The organism is Streptomyces sp. FH025 (genome assembly GCF_017427025.1).
Classification (GTDB): Bacteria; Actinomycetota; Actinomycetes; order Streptomycetales; family Streptomycetaceae; genus Kitasatospora.
Window position 1 is genome coordinate 1 of the sequence record NZ_JAFLNG010000650.1, and the last position, 4,381, is coordinate 4,381.

Annotated in this window: 5 protein-coding genes; all 5 read right to left on the bottom strand. The window is 71.6% G+C overall.

The annotated features are described in order from the left end of the window. The coding region (locus J0670_RS31305) for a lipopolysaccharide kinase InaA family protein (protein ID WP_207815250.1) at positions 1–804 on the bottom strand (804 nt) is incomplete at its 3' end. Then, positions 801–1,748, bottom strand: a complete 948-nt coding sequence (locus J0670_RS31310; RefSeq protein ID WP_207815251.1) for a protein phosphatase 2C domain-containing protein — start codon at positions 1,746–1,748, stop codon at positions 801–803. The genes J0670_RS31310 and J0670_RS31305, both read right to left, overlap by 4 nt. Further along, the gene (locus J0670_RS31315; RefSeq protein WP_207815252.1) at positions 1,745–2,428 is read right to left on the bottom strand and encodes a hypothetical protein; all 684 of its coding nucleotides are present in this window, start codon (positions 2,426–2,428) and stop codon (positions 1,745–1,747) included. The genes J0670_RS31310 and J0670_RS31315 overlap by 4 nt, the downstream gene beginning before the upstream one ends. Before the next feature lie 130 nt (positions 2,429–2,558). Then, on the bottom strand, positions 2,559–2,924 hold the full coding sequence (locus tag J0670_RS31320; protein ID WP_207815253.1) for a hypothetical protein: 366 nt from the start codon (positions 2,922–2,924) through the stop codon (positions 2,559–2,561). Further along, a partial coding sequence (locus tag J0670_RS31325) for a hypothetical protein (protein ID WP_207815257.1) occupies positions 2,921–4,381 on the bottom strand: 1,461 nt, incomplete at its 5' end. The genes J0670_RS31325 and J0670_RS31320, both read right to left, overlap by 4 nt.

Here is a 4,381-nt window from a genome sequence, read left to right on the forward strand (position 1 = left end):
GAGGCTGGAGCGGGCCAGCTCGCCGAGCGCCGGACTGATCGCGTACAGGGCGGCGGGATCGGTGGCGATCTGGTCACGCGCGAACAGTCGGACGGCGAGCAGGGCCAGCTTGTACACGTCACCGGCCGGCGTGGCCCGCTCCTCGCCGGCCGGCAGCTGCCAGTCGGGCGTCTCGGCCTGCGGCAGCACCGTGGCGCCGCGCAGCCGCATCGCGTCGCAGTCGATCAGGAAGCACTCGGGCCGGCCCGCCGTGGTGAACAGCAGGTTCTTCGGCGACAGGTCGCCGACCGCGATGCCGATGCGGTGCAGCCGGGAGAGCGTCGCCGCGAGGTCGGCCAGCAGCAGCAGGCGGTCCCGCTCGCTGACGGTCAGGCCGACGAGGGCGACGTACGCGTCGTCGTTGAGCAGGTACTCGAGGTTGGCGAGCCGCGCGGTCGTCGCGGTGGGGTCGCTCAGGCTCCGGTACCGGAAGTGGAAGCGGTCGGGCGCGGCGCGCATGAGGAACCCGCTGGTCAGACCCTGGAGCCGGACCACGGCGGCGGGCCAGGCGGTCTTCTCGCACAGCCACCGGCGCTCGGCGTCGTTCAGCTCGTCGAGCAGATCCACCATGGCCGCGAGCGCGCCACCGTCGAGGCCGGGGAGCACGGTCGCGCCGTACTCCTTGTAGACCACCTCCCAGTTGTCCTCGGCCTCGTTGATCCTCCTGTTGAGCACCTGGTGGACGGCGCCCTGGCCGCCCTGCCCGAGGCGTCGGCCCAGGGCGAGCGAGGCGTATTCGACCGTACGGGCGCGCCCGGCGGTCACCGGTTCCTCCGCGCGGCGTGCGGCCAGATCGCCAGGAGCGTGCGGTCGTCGTCGAAGGTCTCGCGGGAGAAGTCCAGCACGTGTGCGAGCCACAGGGGGGTGGGCGGTTCGGCGAGGGTGTCGGCGAACAGCGCGCCGACCCGGCCGTCGCCGTCGCCCAGGGGGTCCCCGAAGCCGTCGGTGCCGATCAGCAGCGTGAGCTGCGGAGTCAGCCGGGTGCCGGTCCGTTCGACCGGATCGGGAACGGTGGGCAGCGACGTGACCTCGTTGGAGACCAGCAGCGCGTCCGAGCTCGTCCCGGAGCGGAACAGCGGGTGGTAGCGGCCGTTCGCGCGGTCCAGCAGCCAGGCGCCCGAGTCCCCGATCCGGCAGAGTTCGACGACGGGGCCGGCCGGGTCGGGGCGGACCACGCCGGTGACCAGCGTGGTCGCGTACAGGCGGGAGACCTCGGCCCGGTCCGGCTCCGCGCCGTTCAGCCGCCACCGGGCGACCTGCCACAGCCTCCGGGCGGCGTGGTGGGCGACGTCCTGGAAGTCCAGCGGCCCGGGGCGTTCGGAGAGCAGGTGGAGCGTTCTCGCCAGGGCGGCCCGGCAGGCCTCGATCGCGCCGAGCTCGGAGCTGGTCGCGTTGGAGATGCCGTCCGCGACGGCGAACGCGACGATGCCGGTGGGCTGGTGCAGGGCGGCGCGCGCGGCGTCCTGGCGCGGCCGCTGGTAGTAACGGTGCTTGGCACCGCGGACCGAGGCGAAGCGCATCGTGAGGTCGGAGGTCGACCACCCGTCACATTCGGTGTCGGGGAAGTCGAACGAGGGCTGGCGGGGTGGTCGGGGCTCGAACTCGACGCCCGGCACCCCCACGGCGATCCGCTGCCAGGGCCGCCCGGTGTCGGCCGAACGCCGTGGTGCCGGAAGTGACGGAGTGCCGTCGGCGCCGTGCGGCCTCACAGCCCGACCTCGTCGATGGCCAGCGTGAACTGGTCCGGCCGGTTGACCACGAGCTGCGGATTGGCGGAACCCAGGGCGTGCCCCGAGGCGACCAGGCTGGCGGTGAGCGAATGGAAGAACTCGGAGACCGCCCGGCCGATGTCGGCCCCGGCCCTGGCGACGAAGGCGAACTCCGGCCGGGTGGCCACGTCGAGCATGGTCCGGGGCTCGGCGTCCCCGATTCCGCAGGCGATGATGTTCGGGGCGGTGGGCGTCCTGGTCCGGTCGGTCAGCTCGGCATGCGAACTCCGCCAGTCACCGTCGTCGGTGGGCTGGCCGTCGCTGAGGAAGAACACCACCGGGCGGTGCACCTTGTACCCCTGGCCGCGCAACCACCGGACGTCGACGGGGATCCGCTGCAGGAGGTCGTCGAACACCGCCTTGTAGTTGGTCAGCCCGCGGATGACCACCTGGGGCAGGTTGGTCTCGACGCGCATGTCGGCCACGGCGAGGCGGACCTGCACGTCGTCGGAGAAGCCGAGGACGGCCAGCCGGAGTTTGGCGGCGATCATGGGCTCGGCTCGCAGCCCTTCGCACAACGAGACCAGGCCTTCGGACAGTTCGGACAGGTACGGGCCCATCGAGCCGGACTCGTCGGCCAGTACGTAAGCGGGCAGCAGGACTCCCTTGGTCTCGGCCACCACGTCCCCCTTCTTGTCGTGTTCAGCGGCTCGTGTTCAGCGGCTCGTGTTCAGTGCCTCGTGTTCAACGGCGGAAGGCCCGGCGGGCGGAGCCACGACGCGGCCCCGTCCGCGGGTGGTGGAGCCCGTCTCAGGGCAGGAGCGCCCGGACGGCCTCGTCCAGTCCCTGGATCTCGGTGGCCAGCACCGTGGTCGCGGCCACGCCCTGCCCGGCCCGGGTCAGGAAGCGCAGCACCTGGTCCCAGCGCCGCGACGGCGAGCTCACCTCGTACTGGAGGTCCTCGGCGGTCTGTACGGCGGCGGGGTCCTCGCTCTGGCGGAGTCGGTCGACGAGCGCGAGTACGCGTCGGGCCAGGGCCTCCTCGTCCACGGCCTCCGGCGAGGAGCCGACGGTGGCCGAGGAGTACTGGCCCGCCGCCACGCCCGCGTTGGTGAAACTGACGTTGGCGCTGCCACTGACGTGGAAGCCGCCCGAGATGTTCTGGTCGCCGTTCACTGCTTCTCCTTCTGTCGGTCGGTCCCACCGCGCCCGATCAGGGTCCGGATCCGGCTGCCCGCGCCCGCGGCCACCGAGGAGTTGACGAAGTTGATCCTGGAGTTGCCGGAGGTGAAGATGCCTCCGTTGTAGATCACGCTCCGGCGTTCCCGGAGTTCGGAGACGTCGACCCGGTGGTTCTCGAGGAAGTCGATGAGGGTGTCCAGGATGCGCCGCTCGACGATCTTGGCGTACATCTCGCGGTCGATCTGCTGGTAGTACCGGTGGAACTTCGATTCGGCGGCCGTCTGCCGGATGCTCATCCTGGCGCCGTAGTTGAATTCGCTCTTGGCGATCTGACGCAGCTGCTCGTGCCGCTTGTCGGCGTTGATCAGCAGGTTCACCGGGAAGGCGATCACGGCGAACGCGCAGCGGACCAGTTGCCCGGGTGCGGCGGTCAGGGAACGGCCCGCGTGGGCCAGCAGTTGCCGCCAGGTGGGGCGGTCGAGCAGGTGGTCGACGAGATGGTGCCGGCGGTCGATCGGGGGGAGCAGCAGGGCGGCGCCCTCGACGAAGAGCGCGTCCTTGGCGGGGCTCAGGGAGAAGCGGACGGTGGTGGTGATCACCACCTCGCTTCCCCAGCCCGAGACCGTGGTCACCAGGTAGGGCCGGGCTCGGCCGGATCCGTCCTCCCGCAGCTGGTCGAGGACGGCCGGGGGCAGCGAGACCTGCGGCCGTTCGTCCGGCCGGGGGAGCAGGAGCCGGCGCAGCGTCGGGTTCAGCCCCTGGGCCAGGTCCGCGCCGCTGACGAACACCCGCTCGGAGATCTCCACTCCGGGTAGCCCGAGGGCTTCGACCGCCCCGGTCACCTCGGTGGCCAACTCCGCCAGCGAGAAGGGGAGTACGGCATCGGCCTGTTCGCTCGGCCGGTCGACGGGGATGGTGAAGTTCCAGGAGTCGATCAGGCGTCCGTAGCCGATGAAGGGCTCGTAGCCGGAGAAGACGGTGACGTTGCCGTGGTGGTCCTGCCCGGCCAGGGCGCCGAGCCGTGCCTCGTCCTGCGGCCGGGCGGCGCGCGGGGCCTGCGCGGGGTCGAAGGCCGACCTGCTCAACCTGGGTCTGACGACGCCGTAGTACGCGGTGAGCCGTTCGATGAGGATGACGGCCCAGGCCAGTACCAGGAGCGGGAGTGTGAACGGCGGCAGGCCGAGCGAGGGCCCGTACGACCCGGTGGCGGGAGCGGTCCGGCCGAGCTGGTAGACGAACGAGGCCACCAGGCCGATGGCGATCAGCGTCAGCAGGACCTTCGCGGTGACCTGTCGGCTTCGGGCGGCGAGCGCGTACCGCAGGACGCAGACCAGGTCGACACCGGGGGAGGAGGCGACGGCCCGGTGGGGTTCGTCGAAGACGGACTCGATGGCCTGCTTGGCCAGTTCGTGGTCCAGCTGCACGGCCGCGCACAGGTAGCGGGTGGCGTC